Raw genomic sequence first — 16,269 nt, forward strand, 5'->3', positions numbered from 1 at the left:
TTAGAATTTAAACTGCTCTCCTAGATATACGGCGCGCACGGCGGGATCATCGATAAGCTCCTGTGGGCTGCCGGAACTGAGCACCTGCCCATCATGCAGGATATACGCACGCTGACAAATCCCCAAGGTTTCACGCACGTTGTGGTCGGTGATCAACACGCCGATGCCCCGTTCACTCAAGCCTTGGATCAGTTGCTGAATTTCGATCACCGAAATCGGATCAATGCCGGCAAACGGTTCGTCGAGCAAAATGAAGCGTGGGCTCATGGACAGGGTGCGGGCAATCTCCACCCGCCGTCGCTCCCCCCCCGACAGGCTTTGCCCCCGGGTGTTCCGCAAATTTTGCAGGTGCAGTTCCGCAAGAAGCTGTTCCAGCCGCTCCTGCCGTTCCTCTTCCCGAATCGGCAATTGCTCGAGGACGGCAAGGATGTTATCGGCGGCACTGAGCTGGCGGAACACCGAGGGTTCCTGGGGCAAATAGCCCAGACCCAGGCGCGCGCGCTGATGCATGGGCAGGCTGCCAATATCCTGGTCATTGAGAAAAATGCGACCATTATCGGGCCGCACCAGACCGACCATCATATAGAATGTGGTGGTCTTGCCCGCACCGTTCGGGCCCAGCAGACCCACGACCTCACCAGCCTTGACCTCTACCGATACGCCACGCACCACCGTGCGCCGACGAAAGCGTTTGACCAGAGACTCCGCTCGCAGCCGCGCCGTCATGGTTTGCCGCTGCCATCCTTGGCCGGGTAAAAGACCGAGCGCACCCGCTGGCCAGGGGTCGCGGTGACTTCAGTCTGTTGGCTGTGCAGCAGATAAACCACTTGATTGCCAGCAACTTCATTCTTTCCCTGCCAAAGATGCGCGTCCCCCGTCAGGACAATGCGGCCACTGCCCGGTTCATAGCTCAGGCGCTGGCTGTATCCATGCCGCTCTGCACTGGACATGGTGAAGCTGACCGGACTCCCGGTCGCGACCGCTTTTTCGATCTTGCCTGCCTGAGCATGAATCGTGAGTTGTGCCGCATGGATGATCAAATTGCCCTGCTGCAAGACCACATTGCCACTATAAACGGCCTCTTGCACGGGCTTGTTCTGGCCGCGGAGTTGATCGGCAGCAATATGGATGGGGCCTTTCCCCAGCCCGGCGTCGGATGCCGCCGCTGCCCAGGCCGTGAAAGGAACACAAACGACGAGAAGGAATAGCCAGCGATTACGGTACATAGATTCCTCGCACCTGACTCAGTAAGCGAAACTGCTCCGTTTTCACCGATGCCCACAGGCCCACCCCCTGCAGCGTGCTGGGTCCATGGGTCAAAAATACCGGATCCTGACTCTCGATGACGCCGGTTTTCGGGTCATAGCGCAATTTTTCCGTGCGCAAGGTGCTATTGGGCGCCAGAGTCGCCAACACGTCTCCCCAAGCGAGCAATTCCTGATCTCCATTGCGGAGCAACCCATGCTGTGCCTGCAGGGTGAGGTTTCCCTGCGGACGAAAACGTTCCAAAGATAAGCCGCTGAGAACCGTCCGGTTGCCCTGCGGCAGATGGTAGGCACCCTTAGCTCGGGCGAGCAATTCCAGAGCCCCCTGCGCGTCATATTGGCGCAAGACGACGTCACTGGCGGCTTGGTCACCCCGCTGGATACCACCGCGCCAATCCACCGCAATGAAGGGCAGTGCTTGCTTGGGCCAGGTCCACCACAACAACCCAGCTCCGAGCAATGCCAGCAGCAGGAGCAAAGGGAGACGCAGGCTCATACCCTAGCCAGCGCCCGCGCGACGATGGCGTCCCAGTGACCCTGGGCACGCAGGATCTCCTCACTGAGCTCGCGCACTGCACCCATCCCGCCATTGTGCGCCGACACCCAGTGCGCACGGGCAAGGACCTCCGGGTGCGCGTCCGCCGGTGCCGTGGCCAGCCCCACCCGCGCGAGAATACTCAAATCAATGAGATCATCCCCCATGTAGGCAATGGCTTCTTCCGCAATTTGGGTAGCGAAAAGCAGCTCGGTATAGGCAACCATCTTGTCTACACTGCCCTGGTAGACACGCTGGATACCGAGGTCACGCGCGCGGTGGGCGAGCGCCGCAGAATAGCGCGCCGTGATCAGCGCCACTTCAATTCCAGCGTCCTGTAACAGCCGTATTCCGTGCCCGTCACGTACATGGAAGCCCTTGCTCTCGCGCCCCTCGGCATCAAAGAGCAAGCGCCCATCGGTCAACACGCCGTCCACATCGAGAATCAGCAGCCGTATGCGTGCGCCGCGTTCCTGGATTTCGCTCATGCTACCCCCGCGTGCAGAAGATCATGCATCGTGATTGCGCCTTCCAATCGCCCTGCGGCATCGACGATCAACAGCACCGTCACCCGCTCGGCATCCATGCGTGCCACCGCTTCGGCGGCCAGAGCATCGGCGGCGATTTGCAAAGGCTGAGGCCGGTAAAAATCTGCCATGGGACGACCCCAGAGGTCTTGCTGCGTCGTGAAGGCGCGGCGCAAATCCCCATCGGTAAAGATGCCCAGCAGATGATTCTCGGCATCGACCACGGTGGTCATGCCCATACCCTTGCCGCTGATCTCCAGTATGGCCTCGTGCAGCGGCGTGTCCGGCTGCACCTGAGGCAACTGCGCGCCCTTGCGCATGAGGTCTGCAACCCGAAGCAGCAAGCGGCGCCCCAGGGCACCGCCCGGATGCGACAGGGCGAAATCATCGGCGGAGAAGCCGCGTGCATTGAGCAGGGCCATGGCCAGCGCATCCCCCATCGCCAAGGTGGCGGTGGTCGAGGCCGTGGGCGCGAGATTGAGGGGGCAAGCCTCCCGTGCCACGGCACAGTCCAGATGCACCTCGGCACGCTGCGCCAGAGTGGACTGGGCATTGCCAGTCAGGGCAATGAGGGGCACCGCCATGCGCTTGACGACCGGCAGAATGGCAAGCAATTCCGCCGTTTCGCCAGAGTTCGACAGGGCCAGCAAGAGATCGTCCTGGGTCAGCATCCCCAGATCGCCATGGCTCCCCTCAGCCGGGTGCAGAAATAGGGCCGGGCTACCGGTGCTGGCTAGGGTTGCGGCAATCTTTTTGCCGATGATCCCCGATTTTCCCATGCCGCTGACCACAATCCGGCCATGACAGGCCAGCAGCAGGCGGCAGGCCTCGACAAATGCGCCATCGAGGCGCGCCTCGAGGGCCTCCAAGGCCTCGCGCTCCAGACGCAGGGTATCCCGGCCAGTGCGCAGCAGAGCCTCGTGATCCAGCGCCATCTTAGCCATCGTCTCTACTCGCCTCATAAGCGCGATGACATTCGGGATGCGCCGCCATCACCTTGTCCACATCCGCGAAGGACGCTTGTTGCAGAAGCTTCCAGCACTTGAGATTTTCCGCCGCGAGATGGTCAGGATGTTGGCGATACCACTGCGTTGACCCCGATTCTGGACTGCCCGCCAGAATCTCCGGGCGATCCGCCCAGAATAGCAAGACAAACAATGCAATAGCGCCGAGAAAAATGAGTGCATAAATGATTTTCATCGATTCTCACACCCGCAACTCGTATCTCTCACTCGATTTCTTCCCCATACTGAGCGTTCAGAAGCAGCACCAGCCGCTCCTCCCGTCGCTGGAGGTCGGCAAGCAAATTTTCGGCCAGATTATCCCATAAGCTGCGCAACGGCACGAGTGCTGCGCCCGATTCCAGCTGTCCCAGGATTTCCGCGACCTTTTCCAGGCTTTCCCGCAATTGCAGGCCACTGCTCAGGCAGTTCTTGATCTGCTCGCGCGGATGGGGAATCCAGGAACGATCAGCGGCATAGGAACGCAGCTTCTCGCCACACTCCAGCACCCGGCGCCGTAACTTGCTCAGGGCACCGAGATGAGCGCTCTTCAATTCTCCCCACAGGGCCAGATCCATCACCGCCAACCACTGCTGGCGCCACTGCTCTACCTGCTCTACTGGCGCCTGCACCCAAGCCGCCACCTCCGCTTCGTCAAAGGCCATGACCCCTCCCGCATATCTGCCGTGCCGCAGCCAAACGCTCCGGACTCCCCACATCCCACCACAACCCTTGCTGGGGATAGGCGCGTAAGCGTCCTTGCGTCGCCCATTCTCGTAACCAGGGCGCCAATGGCGCCCAACCAGGCTGCTGCTCCTGCAGCCAAGCCCCATGCAGCAGGCCAAGGCCGGAGTAGGTGTAGCGCGGACGCGCAGGGTCGGGCAGCGTCAACCTTCCCTCCGCCATGCCAAAATCTCCCTGGGGGTGGTGTGCAGGATTGGCTACGAGCACCAGTCCGGGTTCCCCCTCAAGCAGGGGCAGCAAGGGATGTTCGGTACAGATATCGCCGTTGAGCAGCAGAAATGGTGCTGTACCCAGACGTTCCCGCAAGGCAATCAAGGCACCACCGGTCTCCAGGCGCTCCGCACCTTCATCCTGATACTCCAGGGTCATTCCCCGCCACTGATGGCCGAGAAAGCGCGGCAAGAGTGCTCCCAGATGCGACAGGTTGATGAAGACACGCTCCACCCCGGCCGCCGACAAGACATCCAAATGGCGCGCTATCAATGGCTTACCACCGACGCTCAGGAGCGGCTTGGGGAGATGATCGCTACGTGGTCGCAGCCGCTCGCCACGGCCAGCCGCGAGAATTACCGCCTGGCGCACGGTGACCAGGCCTGAAACAGGGGTAGATAGGGCCGCCAGTCTGCTTGTCCGGCGAGGAGATCCTCCACATACCCCCAGAAGCGCGGCAGAAAATCGAGATATTCTCCCTTGCCATCACGATAGGCCAGACGACAAAAGATACCGAGGATCTTCAGATTGCGTTGCAAGGCCATAGCCTCGACCTGATCGCGAAAGCTCTCCGCCTCTGGCACGGCAACACCGAGCGCGCCCAAGCCTTGGCGATAGGCCTCGATCCACCCGTTGCGCCGTTCTCGCCCCCAGTCCCAGTAGCGGTCCCAAAGCAAGGAGGCTAGATCGTAGGTCCACGGACCCAGAACGGCATCCTGAAAATCGATCATGACCACGGCACCCGCGGGCCGCAGCAACAGATTGCGGGCATGAAAATCGCGATGGACCCAGACTTGCGGTTGGCTTTGTGCCGCCGCCACGAGCTGCCGAGACAGTTCGCCCAATGGATGCCAGGGGATCGCTGCGGGTGCAAGAGCGAGGTGGCGGCGCAAGTACCAGTCGGGGAAAAGTGCCAGTTCCTGCCCCAGGCGTTCGGCATCATAGGCCGGGAGGGGCGGCCGAAAATGATGTTTCCGAGCCGCCATGGCGAGCCCCTGCAATATGGGAAACACCGCCGTAAAAACAGCATCCGCAGACTCTCCAGCGTCTAGTGCCGCCTTGAGATCGCACGTACCGATGTCTTCCTGCAGCAGCAAGCCATGCCGCAAGGAAACCGCAACAATCTGTGGTACGGGCAGGGCGGCTGCCGTAAAGCGTCGTTGCACACGCAAGAAAGGCAGGAGCTCAGCGGAGTCCGGCACCTGGGCCAGGACTTGGCCGCACGGGGTTCGCCAGTAGCGGCGCGTGCTCGCATCGCCGGGGATGGCGCGGAGCAAGGCGGGCACGATGCCCTGCGCGCGCAGAAAGCGCTCGGCAGAGGGCGAAATCGCTGGCAGGTCGGAAGACGATTGCGACATGCGCGCATTCTGTGCGATTTTACGCACCTATGCCTAGCCCTGGGACGCGCACGATGGCCGTAGGCCGGTTTTGCCCGCGGCGCCGGTCCCTGACCTGCGCAGCCGCGCTGTTCTTTGCCCCGCCGACCTTTGCCCTGGCGCAAGACAGCCCGATCACCCTCTACGCCGACCAAATTCATGGTTTAGGTAGTGGCCAGTGGACGGCGACGGGAAACGTCGAGGTGCTCTACGGTGATCGCCGCCTCTATGCCAATCAAGCCCATTACGACCAGAAAAAGGACGAAATCATCGCCCAAGGGCAGGTCCACCTAGTCAGCCCGGGGATTGTCACCAATGCCCCGGAGGCGAGCCTAAAAATTCACAGTAATCAGGGCATTGTGCTGCATCCACGCTTCCTGCTTCCGCGTCAGGACGGACACGGGCATGCCCGCACGGCGCAGGAGCTGGGCAAAAACCATTATCTTCTGAACGAAGCCTGTTATACGACCTGTCACGGCCGCGTGCCGGCTTGGCAAATCTACAGTGGACAATTAGACCTCAACCAAAACAGCCAGTACATCAGCACTTACAACAGCACCCTGAACATCTTTGGTTTGCCTCTGCTGTGGTTGCCCTACCTGAGCTTTCCCTTGCAACGGCACTCGGGCTTCTTACCGCCGACCATCGGCAGCTCCACCATCAACGGCTTCACCTTAGGGGTTCCCTACTATTTCGATATCGCCAGCAATCTCGACGACACGCTGACCGTGGAGGGCCTGACCAAGCGCGGGGTCTTGCTACAGAACCAGTTCCGCTACCTGGAGCCGAGCTACAGCGGACGCCTGCTCCTCGACCTTCTCCCCCACGACAAGCTCACCGGCAGCAATGTCTGGGCAGTGTCCTGGCAACATCAGCAAGACCTCGGCGATGGCTTTTCGCTGTCGGTGAATTACAACCGCGTCAGTTACCGCAATTTCCTGGCCGATCTGGCTGGAGTCACCGGCTTCAGCGGTGGCTACATTGGCGGCGTGGGCAACGCCCCCTACCTAACCTCCACCGGCGCCGTCACCTATGGCAACCAGCATGTACAAGCCGGAGCCGTGCTGCAGGGGTATCAAGAATTGGTGCTCGGCGGTGCTGCCCCCTATGCCCAGCTACCCTATCTCTATGCCAATGGATACTGGCGCGTGGGCAACCGCGGTTACTTCGATTGGCGCAGCAATTTCAATTACTTTTATGCCAGCGCCGGCCCCATTGGACAACGACTCAATCTCACGCCGACCCTGGGCTGGAAATGGAGCCGCGCCTGGGGCTATCTGGAGCCGCAAGCCCGTCTCTATTTCAGTCACTACCAGATACAGCGCAATGGCCCCTACGCCCGCGTCAGCAATCGCAGCATGCCCGCCCTGAGTTTGCGTGGCGGCCTGAACTTCGTGCGCGATGGGCGCGATGGCAGCAGCATCGTCCTGCACCCGCTCTTCAAATATCTGTTCATCCCCCTGCAGGCGCAGAACCAGATTCCCAACTTTGACAGCAGCCTGCCTTTTCAGAATTTTAACTCCATTTTCACCGACAACTCGCTCTTTGATGGCAGCGATCGCATCAATGCCGCCAATCAGCTGAGTTATGGCCTCGAGGGTGTGGGCTATAATCGCCGCGGCCGACAGATCTGGAGCGCTGCCGCAGGGCAGATTCGCTATTTCAACCACCGGCAAATCAATCTAGCGGGTGACATCGTCGCGCAAAGCGCACGCTCCAATTATTTCTGGCAGGCACAATATGCCCCTCTGGCAGACCTCAATTTCCTTGCCAGCTCGGAAAGCAATGCCGATTGGAAACGCTTCGAGCGCCTGGATTTTCGTGCCCAATGGCTGGCCCACAATGGCACCGTGCTCAATCTGGATTATCGCTACACCCGCAACTTTGTCGATCAGGCCGGGGTCTCGGCAGCACTCCCCATTGGCAAGCAGTGGCGTATCCTGGGGAGCTATCAATATGATGTGCAGGATGACAAGCCCTTGGAGCAGTTGGTCGGGATCGGCTATGATGGCGGGTGCTGGACGGCCCAGCTGATGATGTTCCACCAGATCTTGCTGGGGGGACAGACGAACAACGCCGTCTATCTGGAAATCGTTTTGCGCGGTCTGACCAGCATCGGTAACAATTCCAACGGTTTTCTCGATCAATATGTGCCCGGCGCCAGCATGGAGTTCTGATGTCTCGATTACGCTTTAGCCTTTTTCTCGCCCTGGCAGCCAGTAGCTGCTCTGTCTGGGCAGCAGTCCCCTTCGTCAATCGGGATACCTTGCTGGCAGCGCCACCAGTGACCAGCTCGCAAGTATTTTCCGCACGCTCTACCGTTGCGCCAGAGGCGGTACCGCTGCCACAAAACCTGGATTACCTGGACAAGGTGGTAGCGGTAGTGAACGACCAGATCATCACCTCGCTACAATTGAACGAGCGGGTCGCAGCGATCAAAGCCCAACTCCAACAACAGGATCCTGGCCAACTGCCGCCGGAAGACATTCTGCGCCGGCAGGTGCTGCAGCAGATGATCCTCCAGGATATCGAAGTACAGATGGCCAAACGGATGGACATCCATGTCGACCAGGCCACTCTCGATCAAGCCATCGCCAATATCGCGCACAGCAACAATCTGACCCCCGACCAGTTACGCGAGGCCCTCGCGCAACAAGGGCAGTCCTGGTCCGCCTTCGAACGCAACCTGCGCGAGCGCATTCTCGTCGATCGCCTGCAGCAGCAGGAGGTCGAAGCGCGAGTACATCTTGGCAAGGATGAAATTCAGACCTTCGCTCGGCAACTCAAGCAGACTGCTGGTCTGAGCTTTGAGTTGCAGCAGATTTTTTTGCCCCTACCGGGCGACCCCAGCCCCGAGGCGGTCAGCAACGTGCGCCATGACGCGGAGCAGGTGCATGCGCAACTCGTCGATGGAGCAAGTTTTACGCGCCTCGCGACGGAGGTCAGCGCCGCCCGCGATGCCCTGCAGGGCGGACGGTTGGGCTGGGTGAAGGCGGCGGAACTACCGAGCGCCGTCAGCCAGACCCTGCTCAAGCTCAAACCCGGGGATATCAGCCCCATCATCCCCAGCGCTACCGGCTATCACATTTTCAAGCTCCTCAATGTCAAGCAGCAGGAGCCTTCGGTCACCGAGGTCAAGGCAGCGATGATCGTTCTTCACGCCGGCAAGGGATTGCAAGAGCAGGAGGCGGAATCGCAAGCAAAGGATATCGAATCGAGCCTGCAGTCCGGGGTGCGCTTCAGCGAACTGGCCAAGCGTTACAGCCAGGACAGCAGCACGGCAAGCAAGGGCGGCGAGTTGGGCTGGGTCGCGCCCGGGAGTCTACCCGACGAACTCGAACGTGCGTTGATGAGCCTACCGGTAGGCAATGTGAGTGCACCGGTGCAGGTAGGAAACTCGATCTACATCCTGCAATCCCAGGGACAACGCCAGGCTGCCCTGAGCGATACCCAACTCCAGTCTGTGGCGCGGATGCAGCTGTTTAACCGTACCGTGCGCGAACGGATGGAAGAATGGCAACGACGCATCCGTGATGGTGCCTATGTCGAAATTCTGGAACCCGACCTGCGTATCCGCAATGCATGAATTGAGTCAAAACGTTCCTCGCAGTGAGCAACCTGACCCCGATTCGCTGCTCGGTCATCGCGCCTTGCCGGCGTTCGCCTGGACGCCGACCTGGACGCTCTTTCGCAAGGAAGTTCTGCGCTTTGCCCGGGTCTGGCTGCAGACCATCGCTGCCCCTCTGGTCACCACCCTGCTCTACCTGCTGGTCTTCGGGCACGCCCTCGGCGGTCATATTCACATCTATCCCGGGGTGTCTTACATTGCCTTCATCGTTCCCGGCCTGATGATGATGTCTGTTCTGCAAAACGCCTTTGCCAATAGCTCCTCCAGTCTGATTCAGGCCAAGGTTACGGGCAATATCATCTTTGTTCTGCTCAGTCCGCTGCGGCCCACCGAGATCTTTCTGGCCATGACGGCAGCCTCCATTGTCCGCGGCATTGCCGTCGGACTCGCCATTTTGCTTCTAGCCCTGCTCTTTTTGCATCTCCCGCTGCAACATCCGTTCTGGGTCCTGATCTTTACCATTCTTGGTGCCGGTGGGATGGGGGCGCTGGGGATTGTTGCCGGTCTCTGGGCAGAGAAATTCGATCAGATCGCGGGTTTCCAGAATTTTTTGATCATGCCCCTGACCTTTCTTGCCGGCGTGTTCTACTCCGTGCAATCCCTGCCCGGCATCTGGCGCCAGCTGTCCATGGTCAATCCGTTTTTCTATATCGTTGATGGCTTTCGGTATGGGTTTTTTGGCGACGCCGACCTTTCGGTCTGGGCGTCTCTGGCCGTTGCCCTGGCTTTTTTCCTTGTCAGCGCCGCAGCGGCTTGGCGTTTACTCGCCAGCGGTTACAAATTACGGCCCTAGACTGGGTCACAGTTCCACTCTTTTCAGGTAAGATAGCGTTATGATGCAAGCAGAAACCATTCGTTCCCTGATCGAGGCCGGGCTTCCCGGTGCTCAGGTGCAAGTGTTTGGCGATGACGGGGCGCACTTCGAGGCCGTTGTCGTGGCCACACAATTTGACGGGCAATCCCTGATCAAACGCCACCAGCAGGTCTATGCCTGCTTGGGCGAGCGCATGCAGGAAGAGATTCACGCCCTGCAGTTACGCACCCTGAGCCCCAGTGAGGTCGCTGGCCGTTCTTGATTCTTCTTCCAGCAATTTACGAGGTGTAGCATGGCCGATATCCAGGAAATCATCCAGGATCAAGTACAAAAACATCCCATCACGCTGTATATGAAGGGCAATCCGCGGGCACCGCAGTGTGGCTTTTCCGCCCGTGCCGTACAGCTTCTGCAGCAGGCGGGCGTCAAGGAACTCTTTACCGTCGATGTATTGGCCGACCCACAGATTCGCGATGGCATCAAGAAGTTTTCCAACTGGCCGACCATTCCACAGCTCTACATCAACGGCGAATTTGTCGGCGGCGCCGACATCATGGCCGACCTCTTCCAACAGGGGGAGCTGAAGAATCTGGTCGCCAAGGCACAGGGCTGACGCAAACGCGTGGATAAACTGCTCCTGCGTGGCAATGGCCCCCTGCGTGGTGAGTTACGGATCTCCGGGGCCAAAAATGCCGCCCTGCCCTGTCTGGCGGCCAGCATTCTCGCGCAGGAGCCCGTCATCCTGCGCAACGTTCCCCATTTGCGCGATGTCACCACCACCCTGGAATTACTGAGCTGTCTGGGCGCGCGCGTCCTAATCGACGAACAGCTGGGGGTGGAGATCGATCCGCGCAGTGTACATTCCCTGGTCGCCCCCTACGAACTGGTGAAGACCATGCGCGCCTCCATCCTCGTGCTGGGCCCTTTGCTCGCCCGTCATGGCGCGGCGGAGGTCAGCCTGCCCGGTGGCTGCGCCATTGGTAGCCGGCCCGTGACGGTGCATCTGAATGGTCTGGAGGCCCTGGGGGCAGAAATCCGCCTCGAGGATGGCTTCGTCAAGGCGCGGGCAACGCGCCTGCGCGGCGCCTCCATTGTCATGGAGATGGTGTCCGTCACCGGCACCGAAAATCTGCTCATGGCCGCCACCCTCGCCGAGGGCCACACGCGCATCGAAAATGCGGCGCGGGAACCCGAAGTGGTGGATCTGGCGCGCCTGCTCAATGCCATGGGGGCGAAGATTCGCGGCGCTGGCACATCCGTGATCGAGATCGAGGGGGTGGAAGCCCTACACGGCTGCGAGCATCAAATTCTGCCCGACCGCATCGAAACCGGCACCTATCTGGTGGCTGCAGCCATGACCGGTGGCGATGTCTTCTTGCGGCGCAGCGATCCACGCCTGCTTGACAGCGTGCTGGGGAAGCTGCGCGAGGCCGGTGCAGAAATCCAGGAGGATGGGGATGGTATCCGCTTGCGCATGCAGCGCCGCCCACAGGCAGTGGACGTGCGCACCGCCCCCTACCCCGCCTTTCCCACCGATATGCAGGCGCAGTTCATGGCCCTCGACAGCATCGCGGAGGGGAGTGCCATGATCAGCGAAACCATATTCGAGAATCGCTTCATGCACGTTTCCGAACTACAGCGACTTGGAGCCCGGATCGACGGCGATGGCAAGACCGCCGTGGTACGTGGTGTGCCGCGGCTGCGGGGAGCACCCGTCATGGCCACCGATCTACGCGCCTCCGCCTGCCTGGTCTTGGCGGGCCTAGTGGCGGAAGGCGAAACCCTGATCGATCGGATCTATCATCTCGATCGCGGCTATGAAGTGATCGAAGAGAAACTGGGTGCCCTGGGGGCAGATATCCGACGGATTCGCAGTCAAAGCGGGAAAGCAGCATGAACGACAGTTTGACCATTGCCCTGTCGAAGGGACGAATCCTGGAGGAGAGCATTCCCCTCTTTGCCGCGGCCGGGATTGAACTTGCCGAGGATCCGGAAAAGTCGCGCAAGCTCATTCTGCCCAGCACCGATCCGCGCGTGCGTTTTCTCGTCATCCGTGCTAGCGACGTGCCCACCTATGTGAGCTGGGGGGCTGCGGACCTCGGCATTGCCGGCAAGGACGTACTCCTGGAACAGGAAAATCTTGCGCTCTACGAGCCTCTGGATCTGCGTATTGGCGTCTGTCGCATGTCGGTGGCGGAACCGGCGGCACTTGCGGCAGGCGACCAACCGGAAAGTTGGGAACGGGTGCGTATCGCCACCAAATACCCACACATTACCAAGCGCTTCTTTCAGGCGCGCGGAGTGCAGACCGAAATCATCAAGCTCTACGGCAGCATGGAACTCGCACCCTTGGTCGGGCTGGCAGATCGCATCGTCGACCTGGTATCCACCGGTCGGACCCTGCGCGAAAACGGATTGGTCGAGGTGGAGGAGATCATGCCCATTTCCAGCCGCCTGGTGGTCAACCCGGCAGCCATGAAACGCAAGGGTAGGGCGATCGAAGATCTGATTCGCAAACTGGAGGCGCAGATCGAGCAATGAAACGGCTCAATACGCTAGATCCCAATTTTACCTCCGCCTTTGCGGCATTGCATGGCTGGGAGGCCAGTGCCGATCCACAAATCGAAGAGCGCGTGCGCGAGATCCTGGCGGCAGTGCGCAGCCGCGGCGATGCCGCACTACTGGAAACCACTGCCCGCTTCGATCAGCTGGACTTGCCCGACAGCAACGCCTTGGAAATCCCGCTGGCAGACTGCCGGGCTGCCCTCGCGCAACTCTCCGCGGCGGAGCGCGGCGCACTGGAAGCGGCGGCGCAGCGCATTCGCAGCTACCACGAACGCCAGCGCACCGAGAGCTGGGAGATGCAGGACGCCGCTGGCAATCGCCTCGGGCAGCGCGTCCTGCCCCTGCATCGGGTGGGGATCTATGTCCCCGGCGGCAAGGCTGCCTACCCCAGTTCCGTGCTGATGAATGCCTTGCCGGCCAAGGTAGCGGGTGTAGCGGAAATCATCATGACCGTGCCCACCCCGCGCGGCGAGGTCAACCCTTGGGTCTTGGCGGCGGCGGCCGTGGCGGGGGTGGACCGCGTTTTCCGTATCGGTGGCGCACAGGCCGTTGCCGCACTCGCCTACGGTACCGCTTCGGTACCCGCCGTGGATAAGATCGTCGGCCCCGGCAATATCTATGTCGCCACCGCCAAACGGATGGTCTTCGGCAAGGTGGGCATCGACATGATCGCCGGGCCGAGTGAGATTCTCGTCCTCAGCGATGGTAGCGCCCCAGCAGAGTGGTTGGCTTGGGATCTCCTGTCCCAGGCAGAGCATGACGAAATCGCCCAGAGTATCTTCATCACCTGGGATGCTGCGCATCTGGCGGCTGTAGCCAGTGCCGTCGAACAGGCCCTTGGCGAACTCGACCGCGCCCCCATTGCCCGCGCCAGCTGGGAGAATCGTGGCGCCCTGATCCTCGCCCGTGATGCGGCCGAGGCCTGTGCCCTGGCCAATCGAGTGGCGCCCGAGCACCTGGAGTTGGCCGTGCAGGAGCCACGCGCCCTGCTCCCGCAGATCGAGAATGCTGGGGCGATTTTTCTCGGCATCCATAGCTGCGAGGCCCTCGGCGACTATGTCGCGGGCCCCAATCACGTGCTTCCCACTGGGGGGAGTGCGCGCTTCTCCTCGCCTCTGGGCGTCTATGATTTCATCAAGCGCAGTAGCTTGATCGAGGCCAGCCCTCGCGGCGCGCAGGAATTGGGGCAGTTGGCCAAGACGCTGGCGGAGGCCGAGGGGCTGACCGCGCATGCTCGTTCCGCAGCGGCGCGCACCCAGGGCAAAGTATGAGCGGCAAGAGCCTGCCGCAAGATCTTCTGCGTCCGGCGGTCCTATCCAGTCACGCCTACGCGGTTGCCGATAGCAGCGGCCTGATCAAGCTCGATGCCATGGAAAATCCCTATGGCCTGCCGGAGAGCCTGCGTGGCGCTTGGTTGGAATGTCTGCACGACGCCGAGCTGAATCGCTATCCCTATGCGCGGCCAGAGGAACTGATGCGCGCCCTGGCGCTGCACGGCGGCATTCCGGCGGACATGGAACTGATGCTGGGCAACGGTTCGGATGAGCTGATCCAGATCCTGATTTCCGCCGTTGCCGGGGCGGGGCGACCCATCCTGGGTGTCGATCCGACCTTCGTGATGTACCGCATCATCGCCGAACAGCAAGGCTTGGCCTATCACGCCGTCCCCCTGGATGGAGATTTTCAGCTGGATCTCCCGGCCTTCCTGACCGCAATGGAGCAGCATCATCCGGCCATTGTCTTCCTCGATTGGCCCAACAATCCCAGTGGCCAGATGCATCCGGTAGCCAGTCTGGAGGCCATTTGTGCGGCAGCGCCGGGGCTGGTGGTGGTCGACGAGGCCTACCATGCGTTCAGTGAGGCGAGTTTTGCCGACCAACTGGGTCGTTGGCCCAATCTGCTCCTCCTGCGCACCCTGTCCAAAGAAGGACTGGCGGGCCTGCGTCTGGGTTTTCTGGCCGGTCCCCCAGCCTGGATCCAGGAGCTGGACAAACTGCGCCTGCCCTACAATATCAATATCCTGACCCAGAAAAGTGCCAGCTTCGCGCTGCAACATGCCGAGGTCTTGGCGCTCCAAGCGAATGAGATTCGCACTCAACGCGAATTCGTCTATGAGCGCCTGCGCGATATGGGCCTTCAGGTACTGCCCAGCCGTGCCAATTTTCTCCTGTTTGCCGTACCCGGTCGCGCTGCCGCCATCCATACTGGCCTGAAAAACGCAGGAATCTTGCTCAAAGCCTTTACAGGGCATCCTCGCCTCGGCGACTATCTGCGGGTCAGTATCGGTACACCAGCCGAAAATCGTGCTTTTCTCTCTGCCCTGGAAGGGTTGCTATGAGTCGCCTTGCGGAAGTCCGCCGTGACACCCTCGAAACGCAAATTGCCGTGCGCCTGGAGCTGGATGGCTCGGGCCAGGCGCAATTGCAGACCGGCCTGCCCTTTCTCGAGCACATGCTGCACCAGATTGCCCGTCACGGCCTCTTCGACTTGGAGATCGAGGCGCATGGCGACCTGGAGATCGATGCCCATCACACCGTGGAAGACATTGGCATTACTCTGGGTCAAGCCTTTGCCCGCGCCGTGGGCGACAAGGCGGGGCTGACCCGCTATGGCCATGCCTATGTGCCTTTGGATGAGGCTCTGTCACGGGTCGTCGTCGATCTATCCGGGCGGCCAGGACTGGTGTACGCGGTCAACTTTCCGCGCGCCCAGATTGGGACCTTCGATGTCGATCTCTTGCACGAGTTCTTCCAAGGCTTTGTCAACCATGCCCAGGTCACCCTGCATCTCGATGCCCTGCGCGGCGACAATGCCCATCATATCGCCGAAACGCTGTTCAAGGCCTGTGGCCGCGCCCTGCGAATGGCCGTCAGTCAGGATCCCCGGGCAGGGAACAGCATTCCCAGTACCAAGGGGACGCTGAACCGATGAGCCGGAGCACCAGCGTTGGGATTGTCGACTACGGCATGGGGAATCTCTACTCGGTGGCCAAGGCCGTGGAACACTTGGGTGGCAAGGCGGTAGTCAGTGCCAAGCCTGCGGAACTGGCAGCCTGCGACCGCCTGATTTTTCCCGGCGTCGGCGCCTTCGGTGACTGCATGGCGGCCCTGGAACAACGTGAGCTGGACGAGTTTCTGCGCATTGCCGCACAAAACCGTCCCTTTCTCGGCATCTGCCTGGGTATGCAGGCCTTGATGGAGTCGAGTCAGGAGCATGGAGAGCATGCCGGTCTCGGTATCCTGCCAGGGCAAGTCCTGTCCTTTCCCGAGGAGACGCTGCAATCGGCATCAGGGCAACGCCTGAAGGTCCCACACATGGGCTGGAACCAGCTGCACCAACTCATTCCCCACCCTCTTTTTGCTGGAGTTCCCCAGGATGCGCATTTTTATTTTGTGCATTCCTTTTACGTCGAACCGGCACACCCTGATCTTCTGGCGGCCTTCAGTGATTATGGCATCCCGTTCTGTGCCGCCATTGCCGCCGACAACCTCTTTGCCCTGCAATGCCATCCAGAAAAGAGTGGCAAGGCCGGTCTGCAGCTCCTGGGTAATTTTTTGCACTGGTCTGGAGATTGCGCGGGCGGGTGTGAGATCGCTTAGGAGTG

General features: G+C 60.7%; 20 protein-coding genes. 11 read left to right on the top strand and 9 right to left on the bottom strand.

Going from position 1 to position 16,269, the window contains the following annotated elements:
* From lptB to M5D89_RS00180, 9 genes are read right to left on the bottom strand one after another with little or no spacing between them, the layout of a single operon-like run.
* A complete protein-coding gene (lptB, locus tag M5D89_RS00140; RefSeq protein ID WP_248883719.1) occupies positions 1-726 on the bottom strand; it encodes an LPS export ABC transporter ATP-binding protein in 726 nt (241 codons plus the stop codon).
* Positions 723-1,226: a lipopolysaccharide transport periplasmic protein LptA gene (lptA, locus tag M5D89_RS00145; RefSeq protein WP_248883720.1), complete on the bottom strand. Its 504-nt coding sequence runs from the start codon at positions 1,224-1,226 to the stop codon at positions 723-725. Before lptA ends, lptB begins: the two co-directional genes overlap by 4 nt.
* Positions 1,216-1,761, bottom strand: a complete 546-nt coding sequence (gene lptC / locus M5D89_RS00150) for an LPS export ABC transporter periplasmic protein LptC (RefSeq protein WP_248883721.1) — start codon at positions 1,759-1,761, stop codon at positions 1,216-1,218. Before lptC ends, lptA begins: the two co-directional genes overlap by 11 nt.
* Positions 1,758-2,288 carry a KdsC family phosphatase gene (locus M5D89_RS00155; RefSeq protein WP_248883722.1) on the bottom strand — a complete coding sequence of 177 codons (531 nt, stop codon included), beginning with the start codon at positions 2,286-2,288 and terminating at the stop codon, positions 1,758-1,760. Before M5D89_RS00155 ends, lptC begins: the two co-directional genes overlap by 4 nt.
* On the bottom strand, positions 2,285-3,271 hold the full coding sequence (locus M5D89_RS00160; RefSeq protein ID WP_248883723.1) for a KpsF/GutQ family sugar-phosphate isomerase: 987 nt from the start codon (positions 3,269-3,271) through the stop codon (positions 2,285-2,287). Before M5D89_RS00160 ends, M5D89_RS00155 begins: the two co-directional genes overlap by 4 nt.
* Entirely contained in the window at positions 3,264-3,527 is a 264-nt protein-coding gene (locus M5D89_RS00165; protein WP_248883724.1) for a hypothetical protein, read from the bottom strand. The genes M5D89_RS00160 and M5D89_RS00165 overlap by 8 nt, the downstream gene beginning before the upstream one ends.
* A gap of 28 nt (positions 3,528-3,555) precedes the next feature.
* On the bottom strand, positions 3,556-3,993 hold the full coding sequence (locus M5D89_RS00170; RefSeq protein WP_248883725.1) for a hypothetical protein: 438 nt from the start codon (positions 3,991-3,993) through the stop codon (positions 3,556-3,558).
* Positions 3,983-4,654, bottom strand: a complete 672-nt coding sequence (locus M5D89_RS00175) for a nucleotidyltransferase family protein (RefSeq protein WP_248883726.1) — start codon at positions 4,652-4,654, stop codon at positions 3,983-3,985. The genes M5D89_RS00170 and M5D89_RS00175 overlap by 11 nt, the downstream gene beginning before the upstream one ends.
* Positions 4,639-5,640 (bottom strand): aminoglycoside phosphotransferase family protein, encoded by a 1,002-nt coding sequence (locus M5D89_RS00180; protein WP_248883727.1) that lies wholly within the window; start codon positions 5,638-5,640, stop codon positions 4,639-4,641. Before M5D89_RS00180 ends, M5D89_RS00175 begins: the two co-directional genes overlap by 16 nt.
* 53 nt (positions 5,641-5,693) lie before the next feature.
* Between M5D89_RS00180 and M5D89_RS00185 the strand changes: the two genes are divergently transcribed.
* From M5D89_RS00185 to hisH, 11 genes are read left to right on the top strand one after another with little or no spacing between them, the layout of a single operon-like run.
* Positions 5,694-7,835, top strand: a complete 2,142-nt coding sequence (locus tag M5D89_RS00185; protein WP_248883728.1) for an LPS-assembly protein LptD — start codon at positions 5,694-5,696, stop codon at positions 7,833-7,835.
* A complete protein-coding gene (locus M5D89_RS00190; RefSeq protein WP_248883729.1) occupies positions 7,835-9,244 on the top strand; it encodes a peptidylprolyl isomerase in 1,410 nt (469 codons plus the stop codon). The genes M5D89_RS00185 and M5D89_RS00190 overlap by 1 nt, the downstream gene beginning before the upstream one ends.
* Entirely contained in the window at positions 9,237-10,079 is an 843-nt protein-coding gene (locus M5D89_RS00195) for an ABC transporter permease (RefSeq protein ID WP_248883730.1), read from the top strand. Before M5D89_RS00190 ends, M5D89_RS00195 begins: the two co-directional genes overlap by 8 nt.
* Positions 10,080-10,119: 40 nt before the next feature.
* Entirely contained in the window at positions 10,120-10,362 is a 243-nt protein-coding gene (locus tag M5D89_RS00200; RefSeq protein ID WP_248883731.1) for a BolA family protein, read from the top strand.
* Positions 10,363-10,392: 30 nt separating this feature from the next.
* Positions 10,393-10,713: a Grx4 family monothiol glutaredoxin gene (gene grxD, locus M5D89_RS00205; protein ID WP_248883732.1), complete on the top strand. Its 321-nt coding sequence runs from the start codon at positions 10,393-10,395 to the stop codon at positions 10,711-10,713.
* Positions 10,714-10,722: 9 nt separating this feature from the next.
* Positions 10,723-11,997 carry a UDP-N-acetylglucosamine 1-carboxyvinyltransferase gene (gene murA / locus M5D89_RS00210; RefSeq protein WP_248883733.1) on the top strand — a complete coding sequence of 425 codons (1,275 nt, stop codon included), beginning with the start codon at positions 10,723-10,725 and terminating at the stop codon, positions 11,995-11,997.
* Positions 11,994-12,641, top strand: coding sequence for an ATP phosphoribosyltransferase (gene hisG, locus M5D89_RS00215; RefSeq protein ID WP_248883734.1), 648 nt, complete (start codon positions 11,994-11,996; stop codon positions 12,639-12,641). The genes murA and hisG overlap by 4 nt, the downstream gene beginning before the upstream one ends.
* A complete protein-coding gene (hisD, locus tag M5D89_RS00220; protein ID WP_248883735.1) occupies positions 12,638-13,936 on the top strand; it encodes a histidinol dehydrogenase in 1,299 nt (432 codons plus the stop codon). Before hisG ends, hisD begins: the two co-directional genes overlap by 4 nt.
* On the top strand, positions 13,933-15,003 hold the full coding sequence (gene hisC, locus M5D89_RS00225) for a histidinol-phosphate transaminase (RefSeq protein ID WP_248883736.1): 1,071 nt from the start codon (positions 13,933-13,935) through the stop codon (positions 15,001-15,003). The genes hisD and hisC overlap by 4 nt, the downstream gene beginning before the upstream one ends.
* Complete coding sequence (gene hisB, locus M5D89_RS00230) at positions 15,000-15,596, top strand: imidazoleglycerol-phosphate dehydratase HisB (RefSeq protein ID WP_248883737.1); 597 nt, start codon at positions 15,000-15,002, stop codon at positions 15,594-15,596. Before hisC ends, hisB begins: the two co-directional genes overlap by 4 nt.
* Positions 15,593-16,264, top strand: a complete 672-nt coding sequence (gene hisH / locus M5D89_RS00235; protein ID WP_248883738.1) for an imidazole glycerol phosphate synthase subunit HisH — start codon at positions 15,593-15,595, stop codon at positions 16,262-16,264. The genes hisB and hisH overlap by 4 nt, the downstream gene beginning before the upstream one ends.
* The last annotated feature ends 5 nt before the right edge of the window (positions 16,265-16,269 follow it).

Source organism: Acidithiobacillus acidisediminis (assembly GCF_023277115.1).
Classification (GTDB): Bacteria; Pseudomonadota; Gammaproteobacteria; order Acidithiobacillales; family Acidithiobacillaceae; genus Igneacidithiobacillus; species Igneacidithiobacillus acidisediminis.

Excerpts from the sequence above, each read along its gene's own strand:
- lptB (WP_248883719.1), bottom strand. The coding sequence starts at position 726 with ATGACGGCGCGGCTGCGAGCGGAGTCTCTGGTCAAACGCTTTCGTCGG.
- lptC (WP_248883721.1), bottom strand. The coding sequence starts at position 1,761 with ATGAGCCTGCGTCTCCCTTTGCTCCTGCTGCTGGCATTGCTCGGAGCT.
- M5D89_RS00200 (WP_248883731.1), top strand. The coding sequence starts at position 10,120 with ATGATGCAAGCAGAAACCATTCGTTCCCTGATCGAGGCCGGGCTTCCC.
- lptA (WP_248883720.1), bottom strand. The coding sequence starts at position 1,226 with ATGTACCGTAATCGCTGGCTATTCCTTCTCGTCGTTTGTGTTCCTTTC.
- hisB (WP_248883737.1), top strand. The coding sequence starts at position 15,000 with ATGAGTCGCCTTGCGGAAGTCCGCCGTGACACCCTCGAAACGCAAATT.
- M5D89_RS00155 (WP_248883722.1), bottom strand. The coding sequence starts at position 2,288 with ATGAGCGAAATCCAGGAACGCGGCGCACGCATACGGCTGCTGATTCTC.
- hisG (WP_248883734.1), top strand. The coding sequence starts at position 11,994 with ATGAACGACAGTTTGACCATTGCCCTGTCGAAGGGACGAATCCTGGAG.
- M5D89_RS00180 (WP_248883727.1), bottom strand. The coding sequence starts at position 5,640 with ATGTCGCAATCGTCTTCCGACCTGCCAGCGATTTCGCCCTCTGCCGAG.
- M5D89_RS00165 (WP_248883724.1), bottom strand. The coding sequence starts at position 3,527 with ATGAAAATCATTTATGCACTCATTTTTCTCGGCGCTATTGCATTGTTT.
- hisC (WP_248883736.1), top strand. The coding sequence starts at position 13,933 with ATGAGCGGCAAGAGCCTGCCGCAAGATCTTCTGCGTCCGGCGGTCCTA.
- hisD (WP_248883735.1), top strand. The coding sequence starts at position 12,638 with ATGAAACGGCTCAATACGCTAGATCCCAATTTTACCTCCGCCTTTGCG.
- hisH (WP_248883738.1), top strand. The coding sequence starts at position 15,593 with ATGAGCCGGAGCACCAGCGTTGGGATTGTCGACTACGGCATGGGGAAT.
- grxD (WP_248883732.1), top strand. The coding sequence starts at position 10,393 with ATGGCCGATATCCAGGAAATCATCCAGGATCAAGTACAAAAACATCCC.
- M5D89_RS00185 (WP_248883728.1), top strand. The coding sequence starts at position 5,694 with ATGGCCGTAGGCCGGTTTTGCCCGCGGCGCCGGTCCCTGACCTGCGCA.
- M5D89_RS00160 (WP_248883723.1), bottom strand. The coding sequence starts at position 3,271 with ATGGCTAAGATGGCGCTGGATCACGAGGCTCTGCTGCGCACTGGCCGG.
- M5D89_RS00190 (WP_248883729.1), top strand. The coding sequence starts at position 7,835 with ATGTCTCGATTACGCTTTAGCCTTTTTCTCGCCCTGGCAGCCAGTAGC.
- M5D89_RS00170 (WP_248883725.1), bottom strand. The coding sequence starts at position 3,993 with ATGGCCTTTGACGAAGCGGAGGTGGCGGCTTGGGTGCAGGCGCCAGTA.
- M5D89_RS00195 (WP_248883730.1), top strand. The coding sequence starts at position 9,237 with ATGCATGAATTGAGTCAAAACGTTCCTCGCAGTGAGCAACCTGACCCC.